Below are 22,881 nucleotides of genomic sequence, written 5' to 3'. Positions count from 1 at the left end.
TCGTCCCGCCGGGCGATCGGCCCCGGTCGTCTTGGGTCGGCCGGGTCGGCCGGGCCAAGGCCGGGCCAGCGGAACGAGCGGACCCCGCCGGCCGTGGTCACGGCGGGCGGGGTCCGGTGGACGCGTCCGTCAGGTCATTCCACGGTGACCGACTTGGCCAGGTTGCGCGGCTGGTCCACGTCGTGCCCCCGGGCCGCGGCGATCTCGGCGGCGAGCACCTGCAGCGGCACGGTGGTGACCAGCGGGGCCAGCAGGGTCGGCGTACGCGGCACGTAGATCAGGTGGTCGGCGTAGCGGACGACCGCCTCGTCGCCCTCCTCCGCGATCACGATGGTCCGGGCGCCCCGGGCACGGACCTCCTGGATGTTGGAGACGACCTTGTCGTGCAGCATGCCCCGGCCGACCGGCGACGGCACCACGCAGATCACCGGGGTGCCCTTGTCGATGAGCGCGATCGGGCCGTGCTTGAGCTCACCGGCGGCGAAGCCCTCGGCGTGCATGTACGCCAGCTCCTTGAGCTTGAGCGCGCCCTCCAGGGCCACCGGGTAGCCGACGTGCCGGCCGATGAAGAGCACGGTCGGCTCGGACTTCAGCTCCCGGGCCAGCTCGCGCACCGGCTCGATCCGGTCCAGCAGCTCGCGCAGCTTGCCCGGCATCTCCTGGAGCTGGGCCACCACCGCGCCCACCTCGTCGGCGAACTTGATCCCGCGCACCTGGGCCAGGTGCAGGCCGATCAGGTAGCAGGCGACGAGCTGGGTGAGGAACGCCTTGGTGGAGGCGACGGCGATCTCCGGCCCGCCGTGGGTGTAGAGCACGGCGTCCGACTCGCGGGGGATGGTCGAGCCGTTGGTGTTGCAGATGGCCAGCACCCGGGCCTTCTGGTCCTTGGCGTGGCGCAGCGCCATCAGGGTGTCCATCGTCTCGCCGGACTGGGAGATCACCACGATCAGCGTGGACCGGTCGAGGACCGGGTCGCGGTAGCGGAACTCGCTGGCCAGTTCGACCTCGCACGGGATCCGGGTCCAGTGCTCGATGGCGTACTTGGCGACCAGGCCGGAGTGGTACGCCGTGCCGCAGGCCACGATGAAGATCTTGTCGACGTCGCGCAGGTCCTGGTCGCTGAGGCGGACCTCGTCGAGGGCGATCTCACCGGTCTCGGTGAGCCGGCCCAGCAGCGTGTCGGCGATCGCCTGCGGCTGCTCCTCGATCTCCTTGAGCATGAACCAGTCGTAGCCGCCCTTCTCGGCGGACGAGGAGTCCCAGTCGATGTGGAAGTCCTTGCCGGTGGCGGGCTGACCGGCGAAGTCGGTGATCTCGATGCTGTCACCGGTGATCAGGACGATCTGGTCCTGGCCCAGCTCGACCGCCTCGCGGGTGTGCTCGATGAACGCCGCCACGTCGCTGGCCAGGTAGTTCTCCCCGTCGCCGCGACCCACGACCAGCGGCGAGTTGCGCCGGGCGCCGACCACCGCGCCGGGGATGCCGGCGTCGACGGCCAGCAGGGTGAACGCGCCTTCCAGCCGCTGGCAGACGACCCGCATGGCCGAGGCCAGCAGCTGCGGGCTGTCGGCCTCGCCGGCGCCGCGCAGATCGGCCAGCGCCGCCGACAGCAGGTGGGCGGCGCACTCAGTGTCGGTGTCGCTGGTGAACTGGACGCCGTCGGCCTCCAGCTCGGCCCGGAGCTTGGCGAAGTTCTCGATGATGCCGTTGTGGATCACGGCGACCCGGCCGTCGGGGGCCATGTGCGGGTGGGCGTTGCGGTCGGTCGGACCGCCGTGGGTGGCCCAGCGGGTGTGCCCGATGCCGGTGGTGCCGTCCCCGATGCCGATCGGGCTGGCGGCGCAGTCGTCGGGGTTGCTGGCGGCGCGCTCGGAGAGCACCTTCTCCAGGTTGGCCAGCTTGCCGGCCTTCTTTTCGGTCAGCAGTTCGTCATCGCAGACGATCGCCACGCCGGCCGAGTCGTAGCCGCGGTACTCCAGCCGCCGCAGTCCGTCGAGCACGATGCCGAGCGCCGGGCGCGAGCCGGCGTAACCCACGATTCCACACATGGTCCGCAGCCTAACCCAGTTTCGCTCATCACGCGTGCGCGGAAGTCGGGTAAACAATCACTGAATTTGAGCGATCGGCCGGTAACGGGCGTCCTGCGGACAACCCTGCCCGCCGTTCCGCCCAGGCCACGGGGGCCGACGGGGTTGCGGGCCCGCCCCCGGTACGACAGTCTCTCGGCGGATCCAGCACGTCCCTCGGGCGGCCCGTTCGTCCCGTTCCCCTCGCCCGTTTGCGGAGCAGCCATGTCCGAACCGTCCTCGCCCGAGCCATCGCCGCCCGCACCGCAGGCCTCCGAGCCGTCGCCCGCCGCCCCGGTCGAGCCGTCGACCCCGACGGCCGGCTCCGCCCCGGCCGACCCGACCGCCCCACCGGCCCCCTCGCCGTCCACCTGGACGCCGCCGGATCCGCTGGCCGCGCCGCAGCCCTGGACGGCGCCGGACCCGTGGGCGGCCCCGTCGACCACCCCCGCGACGCCGCCGGCTCTCCCCGCCGACCCGGCCACATCTCAGGGCGGGTCAGCGCCCGACGGCTCCGCCGACTGGGGCGCGGGCGGCCGGCCGACGGCCCCGCCAGCCGCACCCCGGCCCGCGACGCCCCCCGCCGGGCCGCACGCCGCACCCGCCAGGCCCTTCGCCGCACCCGCCGGCGGGCCGGGCAGCGCGCCCGGCGGCCCGGCCGGACCGGGTACGCCGCCCGCCGGCTGGCCCCCGGCCGGCTACCCGCCGCCCTACCCGCCGTCCGGCTATCCGCCGCCCTACGCGTACCCCGGGTACCGGCCGCCACCCGACCCGGCTCAGGGACGTCGGGTGGTGGGCATCGTCATCGCCGTCGTCGCGGTGCTCGTCCTGGGCGTGTGCGGGTGCCTGGGCGTGGGCAGCGTGCTGGTCGGGCGGTACACCCCGACCGCCGACGATCCGTACTACGACGACCCGGACCCGTACTACGACGGCGACTACGACGAGGAGAGCCCATACCCCACCTGGACGCCGCCCACCCCCAGCGAGCCCGCGACGGCAGCCGCCACGCCCTCGACCGGTCGCGGCCGGATCGTCGTGTCCTACGAGGTGACCGGAAAGGGGCGCGGCGACATCCAGTACTACGACGCCAACGGCGAGTTCATCCGGCTCGAAGGCGTGCGGCTGCCCTGGCGGCAACAGATCCGCACAGACGACCCGGAGCGGGTGCTGGTGATGGCCTGGAACAACGCCGACGAGGGAAGGGTCACCTGCTCCGCCCGGGTCGGCGACCGCCGGCCGGTGACCGACGCCGGCGAGCCGGGATACCAGGTCAGCTGCGGGGCCCACTGAGGTCGGTGCCGCGCGCCCGTAGGCTGGCCGGCGTGACGACGCCAGATGTCGACCCGCTCGTGGCCCGGATGCGTCCGTTCGGCACCACGATCTTCGCCGAGATGTCCGCGCTGGCCGTCCGCACCGGCGCGGTCAACCTCGGGCAGGGCTTCCCGGACAGCGACGGCCCGCCGGAGATGCTGGCCGCGGCGGCCGAGGCGTTGCGCGGCGGGCAGAACCAGTACCCGCCGGGCCCGGGCATCCCCGCGCTGCGCCGGGCCGTCGCCGACCACCAGCGCCGTTTCCACGGACTGGAGTACGACCCGGACGGCGAAATCGTGGTCACCGCCGGCGCCACCGAGGCGATCGCCGCCAGCATCCTCGCCCTCTGCGAGCCCGGCGACGAGGTGGTCTGCTTCGAGCCGTACTACGACTCGTACGCGGCCTCCATCGCGCTGGCCGGCGCGGTCCGGCGGCCGGTGACGCTGCGTCCCGGCGACGACGGCCGGTACGCCTTCGACCCGGCGGCGCTGCGCGCCGCGTTCGGCCCGCGGACCCGGCTGGTGCTGCTGAACTCCCCGCACAACCCGACCGGCAAGGTCTTCACCCCCGACGAGCTGGCCCTGGTCGCCGAGCTCTGCCAGGAGCACGACGCGTACGCGGTCACCGACGAGGTGTACGAGCACCTGGTCTTCCCCGACGCCGCCGCGCCGCACGTGCCCCTGGCCACCCTGCCCGGGATGCGGGAGCGGACGCTGCGCATCTCGTCGGCGGGCAAGACCTTCTCCTGCACAGGTTGGAAGGTCGGCTGGGCGAGCGGCCCGGCCCCCCTGGTCTCGGCGGTGCTGCGGGTCAAGCAGTTCCTCACCTTCGTCAACGCGGCGCCGCTGCAACCGGCGGTCGCCGTGGCGCTGGCCCTGCCGGACGCCTACTTCACCGACTTCCAGGAGGGCATGCGCCGACGCCGGGACCAGCTCGTCGCCGGGCTGACCGACGCGGGCTTCGACGCGCTGACCCCGGAGGGGACGTACTTCGTCACCGCCGACGTGACCGCGCTGGGCGGGCGGGACGGGGTGGAGTTCTGCCGGTCGCTGCCCGAGCGGTGCGGCGTGGTCGCGGTGCCCACCCAGGTCTTCTACGACGACCCCGAGGCGGGCCGGCGGCTGGTCCGCTTCGCCTTCTGCAAGCGCCCCGACGTGCTCACCGAGGCGGTCACCCGCCTGCGCCAACTGAAGGAGGCCCGATGACCGACGGGTACGCCGAACGGGTCCGCCGGCTCACCGCGCTGCGCGGCTGCGACACCGTGCTATCCGGGGCCCGGCCGCCCTCGGTCGTCGAGCAGCTCGACAACATCCGCGCCGCCGCCTCCGACGAGCTGCTGCCGGACTTCTACGGCGAGGGCGGCGCGGTCGAGGCGGTGGAGCGCCGGGTGGCCGACCTGCTCGGCACCGAGGCGGCCGCCTTCTTCCCCAGCGGCACGATGGCCCAGCAGGTCGCCATGCGGTACGGCGCCGAGGTGACCGGGCGCAGCGCCGTCGGCCTGCACCCGCTGAGCCACCCGCTGATGCACGAGCGGGACGCGTACGCGGTGCTCGGCGGGCTGCGCGCGGTGCTCACCACGACGGCCCCGCGCAACCCGACCGCCGAGGAGGTCGCCGCGCTCGACGAGCCGGTCGGCACCCTGCTGCTCGAACTGCCGCTGCGCGACGCCGGTTTCGTGCTGCCGACCTGGGACGAGCTGGTGGCGGTGGTCGGGGCGGCCCGGGACCGGGGCGCGCGGGTGCACCTCGACGGTGCCCGGCTCTGGGAGTCGACCGGCCACCTCGGTCGGTCGCTGGCCGAGATCGCGGCCCTCGCCGACAGCGTCTACGTCTCGTTCTACAAGTCCCTCGGCGGCCACTCGGGTGCGGTGCTGGCCGGCCCCGCCGACCTGGTTCGCTACGCGCGGGCCTGGCGGCACCGGTACGGCGGCACCGTCTTCCAGCAGTGGCCGGCGGCGCTGGCCGCCCTCGCCGGCCTGGACCGCGAGCTGCCGCGGCTGGCCGGCTACGTCGGGCACGCGAAGGTGGTGGCCGCGGCGCTGGCCGGCCTGCCCGGCGCGCGGGTGTACCCGGCGCCGCCACACACCCACCAGTTCCGGCTGTGGCTGCCGCATCCGGCGGACGCGCTGAACGACGCGAACCTCGCCCTCGCCGAGGAGGAGAAGGCGTGGTTCGTCGGCGGCTGGCAGGACACCGAGGTGCCGGGCCTGGCCATGGCCGAGGTCACGGTGGCCGGGCCGGCGACCGAGCTGGACGCCGACCAGGTGGTCGAGTTGGGCGGGCGGTTCCTCCGCCGGGTCCGCACCGCCTGACGGGCAGCGGCCGGCCGGCGTCTCACCGGCGCCGGCCCCGCCGGGCAGGTGGAGCGCGCAGCTCAGCCGGGCACCTGAATCTCGGCTCCGTCCATTTTTCCCCGTTGTTCATTTCCGGTTGGCCCCGCCGGGGTGTGTGCGCGGTCCGCTGCGGCACACCCGGCGCATCGACCGACGGACACCATCGGCCGACCCGACAATCGCGCCGCTCACCAGCACAGATCCACTGCGTGTGAGAATTCCCCGGGCCACAAATGACCACAACCCGTTACGAGTGGCTAATGTCAATGCCCTGTCACATTTTCACACCCGCATCCAATGATGGCGGGTGATAGGCTGACCCGAGCCCGATTGCAACCAATTCGGCATGGGGGAAGAACATGCGCTACACACGGCTCGGCGGCGACGGTCCGCAAATACGAGCCATCGGCCTCGGCTGCATGGGGATGTCCTGGGGATACGACGAGGACGCGCGCGACGACGACCATTCCGTCGCGGTCATCCACCGGGCGATCGAGCTGGGCTGCAACCTTCTCGACACGGCGGACCTGTACGGCCCGTTCACCAACGAACGCCTGGTCGGCCGGGCGCTGCGCGGGCGTCGTGACCAGGTCGCGCTGGCGACCAAGGGCGGCCTGCTGGCCGACGGCAGGCGCGCGGTGCACCGCAACGGACGCCCCGAACACCTGCGGGCCGCGTGCGAGGCGAGCCTGCTCAGGCTGGGTGTGGACCATGTCGACCTCTACCAGTTGCACCGCGTCGACCCGGCCGTTCCGATCGAGGAGAGCTGGGGGACGCTGGCCGAGCTGGTGGCCGAGGGCAAGGCCCGGATGATCGGGTTGTCCGAGGTGTCGGTCGACGAGATCCGGCGCGCCGAGGCGATCCACCCGGTCGCGAGCGTCCAGTCCGAGCTGTCCCTGTGGACGCGCGAGCCGCTGGATTCGGTCCTGCCGTACTGCACAGCCAAACAGATCACATTTTTGCCGTTCGCGCCGCTCGGCCGCGGTTTCCTCACCGGTCGTTTCGCCGGCACCGCCGACCTGCCGGTCCGGGACGGTCGGCGCAACCTGCCACGTTTCCAACCAGATACAATTTCCGCAAATCAAGAAATCGCCCGGCGGGTTGTTCGTATCAGTTCTGAAATAGGTTCGACACCTGCGCAGGTGGCGCTCGCCTGGCTACTGGCGCTCGCCGACAACGTGGTTCCCATTCCGGGCACGAAGACGCTCAGTCATTTGGAAGACAACATGGCCGCGGATTCGACCACGCTGACCGCGGATGCGCGTTCGGCACTCGACGCCCTCCCCGAGCCGGTGGGCACCAGGTACTGAGCCGGCACACATTCCGCGACGCAAATTCGACGACGGTTGCCGCCCCACGTCATCGGGGCGGCAACCGTCGCTCAGTATCGACCGCCGACCGCCGGCGGCAGGGCGTCGAGCCGGGCCCGTACGTCGGCGGTGAGCACCACCGACGCCGCCTCGGCGTTCTCCGTCAGGTGCGGCCGGGTCCTGGCCCCGGGGATCGCGACCACCGCGTCGTCCTGGGCGAGTACCCAGGCGAGGGCGAGCTGCGCGGGAGTGTGCCCCGCGTCCCGAGCCACCGCGTCGAGCTCGTCGAGCAGGGCCCGGTTCTGCCGCATCGCCTCGGCGGAGAACCGCGGGAAGTAGTCGCGTCGGCCGTCCCCGGCCGGCAGGTCGCCGGGCTCGCGGAAGGCTCCGGTGAGGAACCCCCTGCCGAGCGGGCAGCAGGCGACGAAGCCGATGCCCCGCGTGCGGCAGTGGGGCAGCACGTCGGCCAGGGGCTCGCGGCTCCACAGCGACAACTCGTTCTGCACCGTGGCGACCGGATGGATCGCGTGGGCGAGGTCGATCTCCGCCACCGACACCTCGGACAGCCCGATTCCCCGCACCTTGCCCTCGGCGACCAGCTCGGCCATGGCGCCCCAGGTCTCCTCCAGCGGGACGGCCGGGTCGACCCGGTGCAGGTGCAGCAGGTCGACGTGGTCGAGACCGAGCCGCCGGAGGCTGGCCTCGCAGGAGGCGCGCAGGTGCGCGGGACTGCCGTCGCGGTGGATCGACCCGGCGTCGTCCACGGCCAGGCCGGCCTTGGTGGCCACCACCGCCCGGTCGCGGCGCCCCTTCAAGGTCCGACCGAGCAGCCGTTCGTTGCTGAACGGGCCGTACAGGTCGGCGGTGTCGAGAAGGTCGAGCCCGAGGTCGAGCGCCTGCCGGATGGTCCGGATCGCGGCCACCTCGTCACGCTCCTGCGGCGCGTAGACCCAGGACATGCCCATGCAGCCGAGCCCGATGGGGTGGACCGCCGGACCGGCGTCCCCCAGCGCGCGCGGCGCGACCACCGCCTGGTGGGTGCCGGTCATTGGTGGCTGGAGGCCTGCGGGCGGACCACGTAGACGACCCGGTGCGCGGCGTCCGCGGGCGGACCGCCGAAGTCCATCCCGTACCGGGTGGCGAGCTGGGTGAAGAACGCACCTTCCGGGTCGGGCTCCACGCGCTCCACCACGCCGCGCACCTCCAGGTACCGGTACGGCTGCTCCGGGTCGTTCACCGAGACGCTGACCCGTGGATCGGTGCGGACGTTGCGGTACTTCTGGCGGGTCGTGGTGTTGGTGAAGTACAGGAACTCGCCGTCGAAGCTGAACCACATCGGGTTCACCTGCGGCTGCCCGTCAGGCCGGGTCGTGCCCAGGTGCGCGAAGAGTGGGCGCTCCAGCAGATCACGGTGACTGTCCGGAATGGTGGTCATGGCGCCTCCAGCTGGTCGTTGACGGATACCGTCCGATGCGGACGAACGGCGGACCCGGCGGCAGTCCACCACCGACCCTACATCAGAACCCTGTCATGGATCAGCACACGATGCGCTTGCCGTCCCGCGTTCCGTCGATCCGCCCGGCGGGCCCGGTGGCCGGCCGGAGCAGCTCCGCGAGCCGGCGGCGCACCAGCTCGGCCCGGTTCCCCCCGTCACAGGCATCCACGTGACCGTCGGGCGTACCAGCACCAGGGCTCCTCGAAGCGGGCTCGAGCCGAGCCGCAGAGCCGGTCAAGGCCCGCAATAAGCCCTGTTCAGAGGGGATCGACCGGGGCCGCGCCCGTTGCTGCGGGGCCTGACAGATGGAAGACTGCTGACATGACTCCGCCGAAGGTGCCAACCCGGCCGAGGACAGGCCGCCCTCGGCAGCCGTCCGGCCCGACCGACGAGGGCTCGTCGCCCGCCAGCGCGATCGCCGCGGACCGGCTCGGGCACGTGATCAAGCGGGTCGAGCAGGCGCTGATCGGCCGGAAGAGCCAGCTCCTGCGGGAGTTCGACCTGACCGTCCCGCAGTACGCCGCGCTGCTGCTGCTCGCCTCCGCGGACGGCATGTCGGCGGCCCAGCTGGCCCGGGACTCGATGGTGACCCCGCAGACCATGGCCACCGTGCTGGCCAACCTGGAGGCCAAGGGCCTGATCGAGCGGGAGCCGTCCCGGATGCACCAGAAGCTGCTGGTCAACCGGGTCACGCCGGCGGGCCGGGCGCTGGTGGAGCGGGCCGACGAGGCCGCGCTGCGGGTGGAGAACCGGCTCGCCGCAGCGTTCGACAACGAGGAGCGGGTCCGGTTCCGCGAGTTCCTGGAGCGTACGGTCGCGGTCCTCGGCGCGGTCGACGACTGATCGACCGGGTAAAACGGCGGCACCGCCGGCGCCGTCGTTCCCCGCGCCGGGTCAGGGGCGGCGCACCAGCAGGCACCCCCAGCCGGCGTTGAGCACCCAGCGCGTACTCCCCCGGTGCCAGCAGGTCGCTGCGGGCCAGGTCCGCCAGGCTGGCGATGGCGTCGGCGGCCCCGAGGTGGGCCACCCGGCTGCGCCTCTGAAATGGCGGGGTGCCCGGCCGCGAGCCCTGAGCGCGCGGCCGGGCCGATCCGTCAGGCGGCCGGGCTGGCGGCGCGTACGTGCTCGGCGATCCGCTCGGCGACGCTCCGGGCGGTCGCCTCGGTGGCGGCCTCCACCATCACCCGCACCAGCGGCTCGGTGCCGGACGGGCGCAGCAGCACCCGGCCGGTCTCGCCCAGCTCGGCCTCGGCGCGCTCCACCTCGGCCCGTACCTCGGGGGCGCTGGCGCCGACCGTGCGGTCACCGACCGGCACGTTGATCAGCACCTGCGGCAGCTTCGTCACGACCGAGGCCAGCTCGGCCAGCGACTTGCCGGTGGCGGCGAGCCGCGACATCAGGTGCAGCCCGGTGAGCACGCCGTCGCCCGTGGTGGCGTACGCCGGCATGACGATGTGACCGCTCTGCTCGCCGCCGAGGGCGAGGCCGGAGGCGCGCAGCTCCTCCAGGACGTACCGGTCGCCCACCTTGGTCTCGATCAGCCGGATGCCCTCCGCGGACATCGCCAGGCGCAGGCCGAGGTTGCTCATCACGGTCGCGACCAGGGTGTCCTGGGCGAGCGTGCCGGCCTCCCGCATGGCGAGCGCGAGGATCGCCATCAGCTGGTCGCCGTCGACCTCGTCGCCGTCGGCGGTCACCGCCACGCACCGGTCGGCGTCGCCGTCGTGCGCGATGCCCAGGTGGGCGCCGTGCTCGACGACGGCGGCGCGCAGCCCGTCGATGTGGTTGGAACCGCAGTCGTCGTTGATGTTGAGCCCGTCCGGCTCGGCGTGGATGGCGATCACCTCGGCGCCCGCCTCCCGGTACGCCACCGGGGCCACCTCGGCGGCGGCGCCGTTGGCGCAGTCCACCACCACCTTGATCCCGTCCAGCCGGTGCGGCACCGTGCCGACCAGGTGCTGCACGTAGTGGTCGGCGCCGTCGAGCAGGTCGTGCACCCGGCCGACGCCGGCGCCGATCGGCCGGTCCCAGGCGGTGGTGGCGTTCGCCTCGACGGCCGCCTCGATCCGCATCTCGATCTCGTCCGGCAGCTTGTGCCCGCCGGCGGCGAAGAGCTTGATCCCGTTGTCCGGCATCGGGTTGTGCGAGGCGGAGAGCATCACGCCGAGGTCGGCCTTGGCCTCCGCGGTGAGGAAGGCGACCGCCGGGGTCGGCAGCACGCCGACCCGGACCACGTTGGCCCCGGCGCTGGTGAGCCCGGCGACCACGGCCGCCTCCAGCATCTCGCCGCTGGCCCGGGTGTCCCGGCCGACCACGGCGAGCGGGGGATGCGTCTTGTCCGACTCGGCCAGCGTGTGCGCGGCGGCCACCGCCACCGCCAGCGCCAACTCGGGGGTGAGATCCGCGTTCGCCCGCCCGCGTACGCCGTCCGTGCCGAACAACCGGCCCATACCCGCCAACCTCCGATGAAAGGGTCCCAGGGGAAACGGCGAACGGCCGGGCCACCTCCCGCGTGGGGAGGCGATCCCGGCCGTCCGTCAGAAGTACAACGTGTCGCTGATGATCAGCGCTTCGAGTACTGAGGAGCCTTACGGGCCTTCTTGAGGCCGTACTTCTTGCTCTCCTTGACCCGGGCGTCCCGGGTCAGGAAGCCGGCCTTCTTCAGGGCCGGGCGGTCGTCCGGATCGTTGATGATCAACGCGCGGGCGATGCCCAGCCGGAGCGCACCGGCCTGGCCGGTGGTGCCGCCGCCACGCAGGTTGGCGATGACGTCGAACTGCTCGGGCTTCTCGGCGGTGACCAGCGGGTCCTTGATCAGCTGCTGGTGCACCTTGCTCGGGAAGTACGCCTCGAGGTCCTGGCCGTTGCAGGTGATCTTGCCGGTGCCCGGGACGATGCGCACCCGGACGATGGCCTCCTTGCGGCGGCCCACGGTCTGGATCGGCCGGTCACCACGAGGCGCGCGGGCGACGGGCGCCGGCGCCTCGGTGGCCTCGGGGGCTTCCGGGGCAACCTCGGTCTCGGTGATGTCGGTCATGCTGCTTCCTTCGCCCGCGCTCACTGCGCGATCTGCTTGATCTCGAACGGCACCGGCTGCTGCGCGAGGTGCGGGTGCTCGGCACCGGCGTAGACCTTCAGCTTCTTGATCAGCTGACGGCCGAGCTTGTTGTGCGGGAGCATTCCCTTCACAGCCAGCTCGATGGCCCGCTCGGGGCGCTTGGTCAGCAGCTCGTCGTAGCCGACCTGCTTCAGACCACCCGGGTAACCGGAGTGGCGGTAGGCAACCTTGGTCTGGCGCTTGTTGCCGGTCAGCGCAACCTTGCCCGCGTTCACGATGACGACGAAGTCGCCCGTGTCGACGTGCGGCGCGAAAGTCGGCTTGTGCTTGCCGCGCAGCAGCGTGGCGGCGTGGGTGGCCAGGCGGCCCAGCACGACATCAGAGGCGTCGATAACGTGCCACTGACGCTCGATCTCACCCGGCTTCGGGCTGTACGTACGCACAGGTCTACCTTGTCTCGTCGTCGGTCTGGGGTCGCGCGCCGAGGTGACCAGCGCGCACGAACGACCAAGCGTACCTGATGCGGCACGCCTCTGGATGTCGTACAACAGCAGGCAACGATACCCGGCGCCCCGTCGGCAGGTCAAAACGGGGGTTCACCCAGCGTGGCTTGCGACGTCACGATGGTACAGGTCACACCCCGGCCAGCCGGCGCGGGCCCGGGCGCAGGTACACCGCCCAGGTCAGGGCGAAGCAGAGCGCGTACCAGCCGATGAAGGCCAGGTACGCCGCCTCGGCGTTGCCGGAGGTCAGGAACGACTGCCGGAAGGCGATGTTGACCAGCACCCCACCGGACGCGCCGACCGCCCCGGCGATGCCGATCAGCGACCCGGAGAGCCGGCGGGCCCGCCGCTCGGCCGCCTCGGGGTCGCCGGTCAGCTCCCCCTCGGCCGCCGCCTTGGCGCGGAAGATCGCCGGGATCATCTTGTACGTCGACCCGTTGCCGATCCCGGAGAAGACGAAGAGCGCCAGGAACCCGGTCAGGTAGAGCGGGAACGACTGCTCCCGGGCCGCGTACAGCACCAGCCCGGCGCCGGCGGCCATGGCCACGAAGTTGGCGAAGGTGACCCGGGCGCCGCCGAGCCGGTCGGCCAGCTGGCCGCCGAGCGGCCGGATCAGCGACCCGACCAGCGGGCCGAGGAAGGTCAGCCAGGCGGCGTCGACCGGGGTCGGAAAACGCTCGGCGAACTGGAGCTGGAGCACCTGCCCGAAGGCGAAGCCGAAGCCGATGAAGGAGCCGAAGGTGCCGATGTAGAGCAGCGACATCACCCAGGTGTGCGGTTGGCGGGCCGCCTCGCGCAGCGCGCCCGGCTCGTTGTGGGCGTTGGGGAGGTTGTCCAGCCAGCGCGCCGAGGCCAGCGCGGCCAGCACGATCAGCGGCAGGTAGACCGCCGGCACCAGCCGGGGGTACGCCGCCCCCGCGGTGGCCAGCACGGCGAGCCCGACCAGCTGCACCGCCGGTACGCCGAGGTTGCCGCCGCCGGCGTTGAGCCCCAGCGCGCGGCCCTTGAGCCGGTCCGGGAAGAAGAGGTTGATGTTCGCCATCGAGGAGGCGAAGTTGCCCCCGCCGACCCCGGTGAGGCAGGCCAGCACCATCAGCGTGGTGTACGACACCCCCGGCTCCAGCAGCACCGTCATCGGCACCGCCGGCACCAGCAGCAACAGGGCACTGACGATGGTCCAGTTCCGGCCGCCGAAGCGGGCCACCGCCAGCGTGTAGGGCAGCCGCAGCACCGCGCCCAGCGCGGCCGGCACGGCGGTGAGCAGGAACTTCCCGGCCGGGTCGATCCCGTACGCGGGACCGAGGAAGAGCACGGTGACCGACCAGAGGCTCCACACGGAGAACCCGACGTGCTCGGCGAAGATCGACACCCAGAGGTTGCGGCGGGCGATCGGCGCCCCGGTCGTACGCCAGAACGTCGGGTCCTCGGGGCGCCAGTCGTCGATCCGGTGCCGGCGCCCGGCGGCGGCCGTGGGGTCGGCGGGGGCTGTTGTCGTGGGGGCGAGCGTGCTCACGGCGGCTCCTCCTGGTCGATGTGACATCCAGGAGGCTAGGAACGGCCGGTTACCCGACCGTGCCTGTCGCGGGTCGTTCCGGAAACGGAGATCGCACGTCGGCCGACGGGCGGTGGTGAGGCGGTCAGAGCTGCTGGAGGATGCGCAGCGCCCGCCCCACCCGCTGCATGGTCTCGGTGTCGGCGACGTCGACGCACTCGGTGAACCACTTCTTCATCGGCGAGGAGAGCCGGTCGGGCATTACCACGTACCCGCCCATCGGCACGGCGAGCGGGGAGTCCCGCAGCAGCGCCGTCTCGACCACCTCGGCCACCATCACGATCGGCACGTCGGTGGAGTTGTAGACGTCGGTGCTGATCACCAGCCCGAGCCGTTCCCGGGCGCCCTCGATCCGCCAGATCTCGCCCCTACGCAGCACGCGGACGTCCGCCGAAGAGCGCGTCGTCGACCATGCCGACCTCCCGGGCGTCGGCGAGCGCGGCGGTCTCCAGGTCGAGCCCCGCCCGGCCGACCGCGGCGGCGTGCGCGGTGAAGACCTCGCGCAGCGCCTTCTCCCGGGCCGCCTGGTCCATCCACGCCGAGAGCGACAGCCCCTCGCGCTTGGCGAACCGGCGTGCTTCCTCGATCGTCTCGTCGGAGAACGACAGGGTCACCTTGGCAGTCATGCCACTGAGACTACCCATTGGTATGACCAGCAGTCATCCCGCTTCGCGCCGGTCGGCCAACGGCTCAAAACGCCCTCCCCGCGCCCCGCTCCCCTGAGCGCACTTTCAGAGGAAGAGGGGCTATCCGAGGCGGAATAGCCACGCTTTCTCTGAAAGGGCGGCGACTTGGGGCGGGGTCAGGCGGGCGGGCGGGTGCCGCCGAAGACGGCGAACCGCCACGCCTTGAAGAAGCAGTCCACGTCGACCAGCCCGGCCTCGGCGAGCCACCGGCACTGCGCGTCCACCGGCGCCGGCCGGTCGTGCCGCATCCGCTCCCGGGCGGCGGCCAGCTCCGCGTCGTCGGAGCCGAGCGCGGTGGCCTGGGCCACCCACACCTCGTCGTAGCGGCGGTCCAGCGCGGGGGTCGGGCCGGCCACCTGCTCGGCGTTGACGAACACCCCGCCGGGCGTCAGCGCCTCGGCGGCGCGCCGGTAGAGGGCGCGCTTGCCGTCGTCGTCGAGGTGGTGGACGGCCAGGGCGGAGACCACCGCGTCGTACCGGCCGGCGGGGAGCGGATCGGCCAGGTCGGCGACCACCGTCCGGTGCGGCACGCCCCGGGCGGCCAGCGCGTCGGCGGCCACCGCCAGCATCCGCGGGGCGCCGTCCAGCAGGGTCACCCGAGCCCCGGGCAGCGCCGCGGTGAGCAGCAGCGAGAGCAGCCCGGTGCCCGCGCCCAGGTCCAGCACCTCGGGGGTACGCCCCGCCGCCAGCGCGGCCCGCAGCGGCACGGCCGCCACCTCCACCGCCGTGCCGTAGAAGTCGTCGAAGCGTGGCACCAGGCGCCGTCGTGCCTGGTCGTAGCTGCCGGCCACCGCGTCGAACGCCGCCGTCACGCTCATCGTCGCCTCCCATATTTCAGGACGATTGTCCCATATCATAGACCCACCGACCGGCCGGCTGCCCGCGTGCGGTGTGAGGCGCTCTTGACAGGACCGAAACAGACGGGACCCGGAGCGGAAACCGCCCCCCGGCACGCTTCACTGGCATGACAGACCGTGCCCACTCGGCGACCCGATCGGGGGGCGACCCCCGGCAGGCGGAGACGCACTGCCCGTACTGCGCCCTGCAGTGCGGGATGGTGCTGCGCGAGACCGGCGACCGGGTGGAGGTACTCCCCCGCCAGTTCCCCACCAACCGGGGCGGGCTGTGCCAGAAGGGCTGGACCGCCGCCGAGCTGCTGGACCACCCGGACCGGCTGACCACCCCGCTGGTGCGCGACCCGGCCACCGGCGAGCTGCGCCCGGCGACCTGGGCGGCCGCGCTGGACCGGATCGCCGCCGGCATCCGCGCCGTCCAGGCCGGACACGGCCGGGACGCGGTCGCGGTCTTCGGCGGCGGCGGGCTCACCAACGAGAAGGCGTACGCGCTCGGCAAGTTCGCCCGGGTGGCGCTGCGTACCCGACACATCGACTACAACGGCCGGTGGTGCATGTCGTCGGCCGCCGCGGCCGGGATCCGCGCCTTCGGCGTCGACCGGGGGCTGCCCTTCCCGCTGGCCGACCTCGGCCGGGCGGAGACCCTGCTGCTGGTCGGCGCCAACCCGGCGGAGACCATGCCACCGCTGATGCGCCACCTGGCCGACCAGCGGGAACGCGGCGGACGCCTGATCGTGGTCGACCCCCGGGTCACCGCCACCGCCCGGCAGGCCGACCTGCACCTGCAACCGCTGCCCGGCACCGACCTCGCGGTGGCCAACGCGCTGCTGCACATCGCGCTCACCGAGGGCCTCATCGACAAGGACTACGTCGCCGCCCGGACCACCGGCTTCGACGAGGTACGCCGTACCGTGGCCGGCTACTGGCCGGCGGAGGTGGAACGGCTCTCCGGAGTGCCGGTGGCCGACCTGGAGGCGACCGCCCGCGCACTGGGCACCGCCGGCAGCGCGATCATCCTCACCGCCCGGGGCGCGGAACAGCACGCCAAGGGCGTCGACACCGTCAGCGCCTTCGTCAACCTGGCGCTCGCCCTCGGCCTGCCCGGCCGCCCCGGCTCCGGCTACGGCTGCCTGACCGGCCAGGGCAACGGCCAGGGCGGCCGGGAGCACGGGCAGAAGGCCGACCAGCTCCCCGGGTACCGGAAGATCGACGACCCGGCGGCCCGGGAGCACGTGGCGGGGGTCTGGGGCGTCGACCCCGACGACCTGCCCGGGCCGGGCGTGCCGGCATACCAGCTGCTCGACTCGCTCGGCACTCCCGGCGGCCCCCGGGCGATGCTGGTCTTCGGCTCCAACCCGGTGGTCTCCGCGCCCCGGGCCGCCCGGATCGAATCCCGGCTGCGCGGGCTCGACCTGCTGGTGGTGGCCGACTTCCTGCTCTCCGAGACGGCCGCCCTCGCCGACGTGGTGCTGCCCGTCGCGCAGTGGGCCGAGGAGGACGGCACGATGACCAACCTGGAGGGTCGCGTGCTGCGCCGCCACGCGCTGCGCCAACCCCCACCCGGGGTCCGGACCGACCTGGCGGTCCTCACCGAGCTGGCCGCCCGGCTCGACGCCCCGGCGTCCTTCCCGGCCGACCCGGCCGAGGTCTTCACCGAGCTGCGCCGGGCCTCGGCCGGCGGTGTCGCCGACTACGCCGGGGTGAGCTGGGAACGGATCGACGCCGACGAGGGCGTCTTCTGGCCCTGCCCGGACCCGGACGGGCCGGACACGCCCCGGCTCTTCGCCGACTCCTTCGCCACCCCGGACGGCCGGGCCCGGTTCCAGCCGGTGACCCACCGGCCCGCCGCCGAGCCGGTCTGCGCCGACTACCCGCTGCACTTCACCACCGGTCGGGTGCTCGCCCAGTACCAGTCCGGCACCCAGACCCGGCGGGTCGCCGCGCTGCGCCGGGCCGCCCCTGGCGGCTTCGTCGAGCTGCACCCGGACCTGGCCGCCCGGCTCGGGGTGGCCGAGGGCGACCAGGTGCGGGTCGCCTCCCGCCGGGGGGAGCTGCGGGCGCCGGCCCGGGTCACCCCGACGATCCGGCCGGACACCGTCTTCGCGCCGTTCCACTGGGGCGGCGCGGCCCGGGCCAACTCCGTGACCAGTGACGCGACGGACCCGGTCTCCGGGATGCCCGAATTCAAGATCTGCGCCGTACGGGTGGAGAAGGCATGAACGTGGTCATCGTGGGATACGGCATGGCCGGGTCCCGGCTCGCCGCCGAACTGCACGCCCGGGACGGGGACCTGAAGGTCGTCGTGCTCGGGGCGGAGCCGCACCGGGCGTACAACCGGATCATGCTCTCCACCCTGCTGGCGGGGAAGGTCGCCGAGCCGGACGTGGAGCTGGCCGAGGTCGCCGGGCAGGGCGTCGACGTGCGTACCGGCGTGCAGGTGACCACGATCGACCGGGACGCCCGCGTGGTCCACACCGACGACGGCGACCGAATCGCCTACGACCACCTGGTGCTCGCCACCGGCAGCCGGGCCATCGTGCCGCCGCTGCCCGGCCTGGACCCGGCCGACCTGCCGGAGCGGGTGGTCCCGTTCCGCACGCTGGACGACTGCCGGCGGATCCTCGCCGCCGCCGAGGGCGCCCGCAGCGCCCTGGTGCTCGGCGGCGGGCTGCTCGGGCTGGAGGCGGCGCGCGGGCTCGCCGCCCGGGGGCTCGACGTCGGCGTGGTGCACCCGGTGCCGTACCTGATGGAACGCCAGCTCGACCCGACCGGCGCGGCCGTGCTGGCCGGCACCCTCGCCGGCCTCGGGGTGACCACCCACCTGGCCGTCGCGGCCACCCGGGTGGCGGCGGACGCCGACGGGGTCCGCCTCGACCTGGCCGACGGCCGGTCGCTCTCCGCCGACCTGCTGGTGATCTCCTGCGGGGTACGCCCCGACACCGCGCTGGCCGCCGCGGCCGGGCTGGACGTGGACCGGGGCGTGGTGGTCGACGACCAGCTCCGCACCGGCGACCCCCGGATCTCGGCGATCGGCGACTGCGCCCAGCACGACGGCACGCTGACCGGGCTGGTCGCGCCGGCCTGGGCGCAGGCCCGGGTGCTGGCCCAGGCGCTCACCGGCGAGGACCCGGCCGCCCGTTACCGGCCCCGGCCGGTGGTGACCCGGCTCAAGGCGGCCGGCATCGACCTCGCCGCGATGGGCGACCCCGCCGACGGCCCGGGCGAGGAGCTGACCTTCGCCGACCCCGCCCGGGGCACCTACGCCCGACTGCGCATCCACGAGGAGCGGCTGACCGCCGCGATCCTGCTCGGGGACAACCCGTCGGTCGGCACGGTGGTGCAGCTCTTCGACCGGGGCGCGCCGGTGCCGGCCGACCGGCGGGCGCTGCTGCTGGGCCGCGCGCTGGGCGGGGCCGCGGCGGCGCCGGCGGAGTCCCCGGCGCTGATGCCGGACGCGGCCACCGTCTGCCAGTGCAACGACGTGCGCAAGGGCGCGCTGGTCGCCTGCTGGCGGGCCGGGGCCCGGACGGTGGACGAGGTGGTGGCGACGACCCGGGCGGCCACCGGCTGCGGCGGCTGCCGGGACGCGGTCGCCGGCATCGTCGACTGGCTGTCCGAGGCGGACTCGGTGGGGGCGAACCGATGACCGGACGAAAAGCGATCGACCGAACTGACGCGACAGGACCGCGAGGAGGTGACGCGATGACCGGCGGACGATTGGTCGTCGTCGGCAACGGCATGGTCGGACAACGGTTCGTCGAGGCGCTGCGCGCCCGCGACCACGACCGGCGGTGGCGGGTGACGGTGCTCGCCGAGGAAGACCGGGCGGCGTACGACCGGGTGCGGCTCTCGGCGTTCTTCGACGGGGTGGGTGCCGACGAGCTGAACCTGCACACCCCCGACGACGGGGTCGACCTGCGCCTCGGCGAGGCCGTCACCGGCGTCGACCGGGAACGCCGGGTGGTGACCACCGCGGCCGGCGCGTACCCGTACGACGCGCTGGTGCTGGCCACCGGGTCGTACCCGTTCGTGCCGCCGGTGGACGGCGCGGCGCTGCCCGGGGTCTTCGTCTACCGGACCCTGGACGACCTGGAGGCGATCCGGGCGCACGCCCGGGGTCGGCGTACCGGCGCGGTGATCGGCGGCGGCCTGCTCGGCCTGGAGGCGGCCAACGCCCTGCGCCTGCTCGGCCTGGCCACCCACGTGGTCGAGTTCGCGCCCCGGCTGATGCCGGTGCAGGTCGACGAGGCGGGCGGCGCGATGCTGCGCCGCTACGTCGAGGAGCTGGGGGTCGCCACCCACCTCGGAGTGGCCACCACCGCGCTGCGCCCTGGCCCGGACGGCTTCGTGGCCGGGCTGGAACTCTCCGACGGCAGCACGCTCGACGCCGACCTGGTCGTGGTGGCCGCCGGCATCCGCCCCCGCGACGAGCTGGCCCGGGCCGCCGGGCTGCCGCTGGGCCCGCGCGGCGGGGTGCTGGTCGACGCGACCTGCCGCAGCGACGACGAGCGGATCTGGGCGGTGGGCGAGTGCGCGGCGGTCGACGGCACCTGCCACGGCCTGGTCGCCCCCGGGTACGCGATGGCCGAGGTCGTCGCCGACCGACTGCTCGGCGGGTCGGCGACCTTCCCCGGGGCGGACACCGCCACCAAGCTCAAGCTGCTCGGTGTGGACGTGGCCTCCTTCGGCGACGCGCACGGCACGACGCCGGGCTGCCTGGACGTGACCTTCACCGACCCGGCCACCCGGTCGTACGCGAAGCTGGTCCTCTCCGACGACGCGCAGACGCTGCTCGGCGGCGTGCTGGTCGGGGACGCGAGCGCCTACCCCACGCTGCGGGCCAGCGTCGGCGGGCCGCTGCCGGCTCCCCCGCTGGCGCTGCTGGCCCCGGCCGGCGGAGCGGGCGCCGGGGCCGGGGCGCTGCCCGGCGCGGCGCAGGTCTGCTCCTGCAACGCGGTGACCCGCGACGACATCGACACCGCGATCGCCGGCGGCGCGACGGACGTACCGGCGCTGAAGGCGTGCACCCGGGCCGGCACCAGCTGCGGATCGTGCGTGCCGATGCTCAAGCAGCTGCTCGACGCGGCCGGGGTGAAGCAGTCCACCGCGCTCTGCGAGCACTTCGACGCCAGCCGGCAGGAACTCTTCGACATCGTCCGGGTGCGCGGCATCCGCACCTTCTCCGGGCTCATCGCCGAGCACGGGCGGGGGCGCGGCTGCGACATCTGCAAGCCGGTGGTGGCCTCGATCCTGGCCTCGCTGGGCACCGGGCACGTGCTCGACGGCGAGCAGGCCTCGTTGCAGGACACCAACGACCACTTCCTGGCCAACCTGCAACGCGACGGCAGCTACTCGGTGGTGCCCCGGATTCCCGGCGGGGAGATCACCCCGGAGAAGCTGATCGTGATCGGTGAGGTGGCCCGCGACTTCCGGCTCTACACCAAAATCACCGGCGGGCAGCGGATCGACCTGTTCGGCGCCCGGGTCGAGCAACTGCCGCAGATCTGGCGCCGGCTGGTCGACGCGGGCTTCGAGTCCGGCCACGCGTACGGCAAGGCGCTGCGGACGGTGAAGTCCTGCGTCGGCGAGACCTGGTGCCGGTACGGGGTGCAGGACTCGGTCGGCCTGGCCATCGCGCTGGAGCTGCGCTACCGGGGCCTGCGCGCCCCCCACAAGATCAAGTCAGCGGTCTCCGGCTGCGCCCGGGAATGTGCCGAGGCCCGCAGCAAGGACTTCGGCATCATCGCCACCGACACCGGCTGGAACCTCTACCTCGGCGGCAACGGTGGCTTCCGGCCCCGGCACGCCGACCTCTTCGCCACCGACCTGTCCACCGCCGAGCTGGTCACCCTGATCGACCGGTTCCTGATGTTCTATATCCGCACCGCCGACCGGCTGCAACGCACCGCCGCCTGGATCGAGGCGATGGACGGCGGCCTCGACCACCTGCGCTCGGTGATCGTGGACGACTCGCTCGGGCTCTGCGCCGAACTCGACGCGGCGATGGCCCGGCACGTGGCGGCCTACTCCGACGAGTGGCGCGACGTCCTCGAGGACCCGGAACGGCTGCGCCGCTTCACCTCCTTCGTCAACGCGCCGGACGTGCCCGACCCGTCGATCAGCTTCGCCGTCGAGCGCGGGCAACCGGTGCCCGCGCGCGAGGCACCACCCACCCCGGCGGCCGACCGCCGCCGCCAGCCGGTCGCCCTCGGCCTTCCGGAGGTACGGCGATGAGCCCGACGAGCACTGTGGACGGAGGCAGGGCGATGAGCCTGACGAGCACCCTGGACTGGACGGCTGTCTGCCCCCTCGACCGGTTGGATCCCGACCGGGGCGTCGCCGCGCTGGTCGACGGCGTACAGGTGGCGCTCTTCTCGACCGGCGGCGAGCTGTTCGCGGTCGACAACCTCGACCCGGTCGGCGGCGCGTACGTGATGTCCCGGGGCATCGTGGGCAGCCGCGGCGGCTTGCCGACCGTCGCCTCCCCGCTGCACAAGCAGGTCTACGACCTGCGTACCGGGCGTTGTCTGGACCTGCCCGGCGTGACGCTGCCCGTGCACCGGGTCCGCTGCCGGGACGGGCTGGTCGAGGTGCGGCTGCGACAGGAGGAGTGATGCGGGAGGAACTGGCCGGCTTCACCATCGGGGTCACCGCCGACCGGCGGCGCGACGAACTGGCCGCGCTGCTGCAACGCCGCGGCGCCCGGGTGGTGCTCGCCCCGGCCCTGCGGATCGTGCCGCTGGCCGACGACAGCGACCTGCGCGAGGCCACCCGCCTCTGCCTGGACCGGCCGCCGGACATCCTGATGGCGAACACCGGCATCGGGATGCGCGGCTGGCTGGAGGCGGCCGAGGGCTGGGGGCTCGCCGAGCCGCTGCGCTCGGTGCTGTCCCGGTCGTACGTGGTGGCCCGGGGGCCGAAGGCGCGCGGCGCGATCCGGGCCGCCGGGCTGCACGACCAGTGGTCGCCCGACTCGGAGAGCTGCGACGAGGTGGTCGACCACCTGTGCCGGCGCGGGGTGGCCGGTCAGGTCATCGCCATGCAGCTGCACGGCGACCGGCAGCCGGAGTGCACCGAGGCGCTGGAGGCGGCCGGGGCCACCGTGATCGAGGTGCCGGTCTACCGCTGGGCGCCGCCCACCGACCCGGCCCCGCTGCACCGGCTGATCGACCTGGTCGCCGGCCGGCTGGTCGACGCCGTCACCTTCACCTCCGCGCCGGCGGCGGAGGCGCTGCTGCGGGCGGCCGGCGACCGGGCCGATACGGTGCTGGAGGCGCTGCGCGGGGACGTGCTCGCCAGCTGCGTCGGCGCGGTCACCGCGGAGCCGCTGGTCCGCCGGGGCGTGCCGGTCAGCGCGCCCGCCCGGGCCCGCCTCGGGGCGCTGGTCCGGCAGATCGTCGACGAGCTGCCCCGTCGTACGGTGACCGTCAAGGCCGCCGGGCACCTGCTGACGCTGCGCGGGCACGCGGCCGTGGTCGACGGGGAGCTGCGGCCGCTCGCGCCCGCCCCGATGGCGGTGCTCCGGGCGCTCGCCGCCTCGCCCGGCCGGGTGCTGTCCCGCACCGCACTGCTGCGGACCCTGCCCCGGGGCGCGGACGAGCACGCGGTGGAGATGGCGGTGGCCCGGCTGCGGGTCGGGCTCCAGGCCCCCAGCGTGGTGCAGACCGTGGTCAAGCGGGGCTACCGCCTCCGGGTCGACTGACCCGGAGGCGGT

At 73.6% G+C, this 22,881-nt stretch carries 20 protein-coding genes; 10 read left to right on the top strand and 10 right to left on the bottom strand.

The annotated features are described in order from the left end of the window. Nucleotides 1–134: 134 nt before the first annotated feature. Complete coding sequence (gene glmS / locus GA0074696_RS06835; RefSeq protein ID WP_088960306.1) at nucleotides 135–2,048, bottom strand: glutamine--fructose-6-phosphate transaminase (isomerizing); 1,914 nt, start codon at nucleotides 2,046–2,048, stop codon at nucleotides 135–137. A gap of 807 nt (nucleotides 2,049–2,855) precedes the next feature. Between glmS and GA0074696_RS30690 the strand changes: the two genes are divergently transcribed. From GA0074696_RS30690 to GA0074696_RS06815, 4 genes are all read left to right on the top strand, one after another. After that, on the top strand, nucleotides 2,856–3,356 hold the full coding sequence (locus GA0074696_RS30690; RefSeq protein WP_157745846.1) for an MmpS family transport accessory protein: 501 nt from the start codon (nucleotides 2,856–2,858) through the stop codon (nucleotides 3,354–3,356). 32 nt (nucleotides 3,357–3,388) lie between these two features. After that, entirely contained in the window at nucleotides 3,389–4,582 is a 1,194-nt protein-coding gene (locus GA0074696_RS06825; RefSeq protein ID WP_088960304.1) for a pyridoxal phosphate-dependent aminotransferase, read from the top strand. Continuing rightward, nucleotides 4,579–5,688 (top strand): threonine aldolase family protein, encoded by a 1,110-nt coding sequence (locus GA0074696_RS06820; RefSeq protein WP_088960303.1) that lies wholly within the window; start codon nucleotides 4,579–4,581, stop codon nucleotides 5,686–5,688. The genes GA0074696_RS06825 and GA0074696_RS06820 overlap by 4 nt, the downstream gene beginning before the upstream one ends. Nucleotides 5,689–6,068: 380 nt before the next feature. After that, on the top strand, nucleotides 6,069–7,019 hold the full coding sequence (locus GA0074696_RS06815; protein ID WP_088960302.1) for an aldo/keto reductase: 951 nt from the start codon (nucleotides 6,069–6,071) through the stop codon (nucleotides 7,017–7,019). A 71-nt stretch (nucleotides 7,020–7,090) separates the two neighbouring features. Here GA0074696_RS06815 and GA0074696_RS06810 read toward each other — a convergent pair whose 3' ends face one another. Next, nucleotides 7,091–8,068, bottom strand: a complete 978-nt coding sequence (locus tag GA0074696_RS06810) for an aldo/keto reductase (RefSeq protein WP_088960301.1) — start codon at nucleotides 8,066–8,068, stop codon at nucleotides 7,091–7,093. Continuing rightward, a complete protein-coding gene (locus GA0074696_RS06805; protein WP_088960300.1) occupies nucleotides 8,065–8,454 on the bottom strand; it encodes a PPOX class F420-dependent oxidoreductase in 390 nt (129 codons plus the stop codon). The genes GA0074696_RS06810 and GA0074696_RS06805 overlap by 4 nt, the downstream gene beginning before the upstream one ends. 381 nt (nucleotides 8,455–8,835) lie before the next feature. Between GA0074696_RS06805 and GA0074696_RS06800 the strand changes: the two genes are divergently transcribed. Continuing rightward, entirely contained in the window at nucleotides 8,836–9,357 is a 522-nt protein-coding gene (locus tag GA0074696_RS06800; RefSeq protein WP_088960299.1) for a MarR family winged helix-turn-helix transcriptional regulator, read from the top strand. Nucleotides 9,358–9,608: 251 nt separating this feature from the next. Here the strand turns inward: GA0074696_RS06800 and glmM are convergent, their stop codons facing one another. From glmM to GA0074696_RS06765, 7 genes are all read right to left on the bottom strand, one after another. After that, on the bottom strand, nucleotides 9,609–10,964 hold the full coding sequence (gene glmM, locus GA0074696_RS06795) for a phosphoglucosamine mutase (RefSeq protein ID WP_088960298.1): 1,356 nt from the start codon (nucleotides 10,962–10,964) through the stop codon (nucleotides 9,609–9,611). Between the two features lie 113 nt (nucleotides 10,965–11,077). Continuing rightward, nucleotides 11,078–11,551: a 30S ribosomal protein S9 gene (rpsI, locus tag GA0074696_RS06790; protein WP_074314527.1), complete on the bottom strand. Its 474-nt coding sequence runs from the start codon at nucleotides 11,549–11,551 to the stop codon at nucleotides 11,078–11,080. A gap of 20 nt (nucleotides 11,552–11,571) precedes the next feature. Further along, nucleotides 11,572–12,015, bottom strand: a complete 444-nt coding sequence (gene rplM / locus GA0074696_RS06785) for a 50S ribosomal protein L13 (protein WP_007465158.1) — start codon at nucleotides 12,013–12,015, stop codon at nucleotides 11,572–11,574. A 190-nt stretch (nucleotides 12,016–12,205) separates the two neighbouring features. Continuing rightward, nucleotides 12,206–13,588 (bottom strand): nitrate/nitrite transporter, encoded by a 1,383-nt coding sequence (locus GA0074696_RS06780; RefSeq protein WP_407940557.1) that lies wholly within the window; start codon nucleotides 13,586–13,588, stop codon nucleotides 12,206–12,208. Nucleotides 13,589–13,712: 124 nt separating this feature from the next. After that, on the bottom strand, nucleotides 13,713–14,006 hold the full coding sequence (locus GA0074696_RS06775; protein WP_088960296.1) for a type II toxin-antitoxin system PemK/MazF family toxin: 294 nt from the start codon (nucleotides 14,004–14,006) through the stop codon (nucleotides 13,713–13,715). Next, nucleotides 13,996–14,253 carry a DUF6364 family protein gene (locus tag GA0074696_RS06770; RefSeq protein ID WP_154941856.1) on the bottom strand — a complete coding sequence of 86 codons (258 nt, stop codon included), beginning with the start codon at nucleotides 14,251–14,253 and terminating at the stop codon, nucleotides 13,996–13,998. The genes GA0074696_RS06775 and GA0074696_RS06770 overlap by 11 nt, the downstream gene beginning before the upstream one ends. 176 nt (nucleotides 14,254–14,429) lie before the next feature. Then, nucleotides 14,430–15,131, bottom strand: a complete 702-nt coding sequence (locus GA0074696_RS06765; RefSeq protein WP_088960294.1) for a class I SAM-dependent methyltransferase — start codon at nucleotides 15,129–15,131, stop codon at nucleotides 14,430–14,432. 146 nt (nucleotides 15,132–15,277) lie between these two features. On the opposite strand from GA0074696_RS06765, the gene GA0074696_RS06760 reads away from it, so the two are divergent. From GA0074696_RS06760 to GA0074696_RS06740, 5 genes are read left to right on the top strand one after another with little or no spacing between them, the layout of a single operon-like run. Next, nucleotides 15,278–17,386 (top strand): molybdopterin oxidoreductase family protein, encoded by a 2,109-nt coding sequence (locus tag GA0074696_RS06760; protein WP_088960293.1) that lies wholly within the window; start codon nucleotides 15,278–15,280, stop codon nucleotides 17,384–17,386. Continuing rightward, a complete protein-coding gene (locus tag GA0074696_RS06755) occupies nucleotides 17,383–18,813 on the top strand; it encodes an FAD-dependent oxidoreductase (protein WP_088960292.1) in 1,431 nt (476 codons plus the stop codon). The genes GA0074696_RS06760 and GA0074696_RS06755 overlap by 4 nt, the downstream gene beginning before the upstream one ends. A 56-nt stretch (nucleotides 18,814–18,869) precedes the next feature. Next, entirely contained in the window at nucleotides 18,870–21,401 is a 2,532-nt protein-coding gene (nirB, locus tag GA0074696_RS06750; protein ID WP_088960291.1) for a nitrite reductase large subunit NirB, read from the top strand. Nucleotides 21,402–21,433: 32 nt separating this feature from the next. Further along, nucleotides 21,434–21,781 (top strand): nitrite reductase small subunit NirD, encoded by a 348-nt coding sequence (gene nirD / locus GA0074696_RS06745; RefSeq protein WP_088960290.1) that lies wholly within the window; start codon nucleotides 21,434–21,436, stop codon nucleotides 21,779–21,781. After that, the gene (locus GA0074696_RS06740) at nucleotides 21,781–22,869 is read left to right on the top strand and encodes a uroporphyrinogen-III synthase (RefSeq protein WP_088960289.1); all 1,089 of its coding nucleotides are present in this window, start codon (nucleotides 21,781–21,783) and stop codon (nucleotides 22,867–22,869) included. The genes nirD and GA0074696_RS06740 overlap by 1 nt, the downstream gene beginning before the upstream one ends. Nucleotides 22,870–22,881: the final 12 nt, after the last annotated feature.

Source organism: Micromonospora purpureochromogenes, from assembly GCF_900091515.1.
Taxonomy (GTDB): domain Bacteria; phylum Actinomycetota; class Actinomycetes; order Mycobacteriales; family Micromonosporaceae; genus Micromonospora; species Micromonospora purpureochromogenes.
Note: the sequence above shows the minus strand (reverse complement) of the source record. Positions and strands in the feature narration are given on the sequence as shown.

Coding starts and splice junctions, on each gene's coding strand:
- glmS (WP_088960306.1), bottom strand. CDS start 2,048: ATGTGTGGAATCGTGGGTTACGCCGGCTCGCGCCCGGCGCTCGGCATC.
- GA0074696_RS06820 (WP_088960303.1), top strand. CDS start 4,579: ATGACCGACGGGTACGCCGAACGGGTCCGCCGGCTCACCGCGCTGCGC.
- GA0074696_RS06815 (WP_088960302.1), top strand. CDS start 6,069: ATGCGCTACACACGGCTCGGCGGCGACGGTCCGCAAATACGAGCCATC.
- GA0074696_RS06810 (WP_088960301.1), bottom strand. CDS start 8,068: ATGACCGGCACCCACCAGGCGGTGGTCGCGCCGCGCGCGCTGGGGGAC.
- GA0074696_RS06805 (WP_088960300.1), bottom strand. CDS start 8,454: ATGACCACCATTCCGGACAGTCACCGTGATCTGCTGGAGCGCCCACTC.
- GA0074696_RS06800 (WP_088960299.1), top strand. CDS start 8,836: ATGACTCCGCCGAAGGTGCCAACCCGGCCGAGGACAGGCCGCCCTCGG.
- glmM (WP_088960298.1), bottom strand. CDS start 10,964: ATGGGCCGGTTGTTCGGCACGGACGGCGTACGCGGGCGGGCGAACGCG.
- rpsI (WP_074314527.1), bottom strand. CDS start 11,551: ATGACCGACATCACCGAGACCGAGGTTGCCCCGGAAGCCCCCGAGGCC.
- GA0074696_RS06770 (WP_154941856.1), bottom strand. CDS start 14,253: ATGACTGCCAAGGTGACCCTGTCGTTCTCCGACGAGACGATCGAGGAA.
- GA0074696_RS06765 (WP_088960294.1), bottom strand. CDS start 15,131: ATGAGCGTGACGGCGGCGTTCGACGCGGTGGCCGGCAGCTACGACCAG.
- GA0074696_RS06760 (WP_088960293.1), top strand. CDS start 15,278: ATGACAGACCGTGCCCACTCGGCGACCCGATCGGGGGGCGACCCCCGG.
- GA0074696_RS06755 (WP_088960292.1), top strand. CDS start 17,383: ATGAACGTGGTCATCGTGGGATACGGCATGGCCGGGTCCCGGCTCGCC.
- nirB (WP_088960291.1), top strand. CDS start 18,870: ATGACCGGCGGACGATTGGTCGTCGTCGGCAACGGCATGGTCGGACAA.
- nirD (WP_088960290.1), top strand. CDS start 21,434: ATGAGCCTGACGAGCACCCTGGACTGGACGGCTGTCTGCCCCCTCGAC.
- GA0074696_RS06740 (WP_088960289.1), top strand. CDS start 21,781: ATGCGGGAGGAACTGGCCGGCTTCACCATCGGGGTCACCGCCGACCGG.